This window comes from Sphingobium chungbukense (genome assembly GCF_001005725.1).
GTDB classification, from domain to species: Bacteria; Pseudomonadota; Alphaproteobacteria; order Sphingomonadales; family Sphingomonadaceae; genus Sphingobium; species Sphingobium chungbukense.
Genome location: NZ_LBIC01000035.1, coordinates 1 through 1,364, shown reverse-complemented (window position 1 = coordinate 1,364; position 1,364 = coordinate 1). Strand labels below are relative to the sequence as shown.

Below are 1,364 nucleotides of genomic sequence, written 5' to 3'. Positions count from 1 at the left end.
GTCAAGTCGTCTTTCCGCCGCGAGATCCATCCCCGGAAGCGAATCCTTGCTCGACTGGCTCCGCGCACCTGCCAAAGGCTTCGGGCGGAACGATATCCAAATGATGCAATCCCGTATCACTGAACTTCAATCGCTTGGTGCTGATCGGCTTGCCTTGCCGAACCTGACAGTCGACCGGATTCGCCTCCACGCTGTCCGTATTGCGCGCCGAAAAGCGGCCACCCTTTCCCGCCTCACCGAGCCCCGGCGCACGGTCGAGATTGGCTGCTGGTTGAGGCTGCAATTACTGGAAGCGACTGACGCCGTTTTGATGCAGACCAGTCGTCGAATTGGGCAGCTGTGGAGTCAGGCGCGGAACACGGTGGAAGAGCGCGCGCTGGACGAGCTGAAACTCTATCGGTCCAGTTTCGGCATCATGATCGGCGCGCTCGACGATCGCCAAATGAGCGATGCCGAATTTCGACAGGTCGCGCTGCGCGCGATGCAGCCCTTGCGATCCTTGCCTGCGACAAAAGGCAAGGTTGCCGCCATTCGCGTTCAAATGAGCGAAGCGCCATCGCGACTTCGCGCCCTCATGCAACAGGTCTGCACGTTGCAGATCGATGTCCCGACTGATCATCCGCTTCAGCAGGCACTGGTAACCCTCGCCGGTAAATATGCCAATCGCCAAACAGATCTCCAGGAGTGGGAATGCGAGCCATTTCTTCGGTCGCCTTCCGGCGCTGCGATTTTGGTTGGCAACCCCGGCCAGAGATTTGCGGCGTTCGAAGTGGCCACGGCGATGTTGTTGAAGCGCGCCCTTCGCAATGGATCTGCCAGCGCACGCCACAGCTTGCATCACCGTAGTATTGCCGATCAGCTCATGCCGGCATCAACCTGGGCGAATTCTCGGGCACAAGCCTTGCGGAACAATGGCTGGCCAACGACGATCGAGGCTTACCTTCGCCGGTTTCAGGAACCGCTTGCATTGCGGATGGAAATGCTCGGCGAAGCCATCGCCGATGGCGAAATCGGCATTGCCAACGATCGGTTCCAGGTTCCGCGGCTGTCGGCTGCGCCAAAGGATCCCGCTGTCGACGAAACTAGGTCTGCATTGTTCGGTCAGATCGGCGACGTCCAACTTCCCGCGGTGATGGTCTCCGTCGACTGCTCGACGGGATTTTCGAGCGTGCTTTTGGGCCGTGCCCCTACCCGTCCTGCCGAGCTGGAAGTGCTCTACGCTGCATTGCTGGCGCTTGGTACGGAAAAGACCGCCGCCGACATGGCTCGCATGTTGGACGGCGTGAGCGATGATCGCATCGAGCTGATGATGCGAACGCTGGAAGAGAACGCACAGTTTCGGGCTGCAAGCGACCGTGTGGCTG

The 1,364-nt window shown here is 59.9% G+C and carries 1 protein-coding gene; it reads left to right on the top strand.

Annotated elements, in window-relative coordinates; translation table 11 throughout:
• Nucleotides 1-46: 46 nt before the first annotated feature.
• On the top strand, nt 47-1,364 hold a 1,318-nt coding region (locus tag YP76_RS26415), incomplete at its 3' end, for a Tn3 family transposase (protein WP_157035908.1).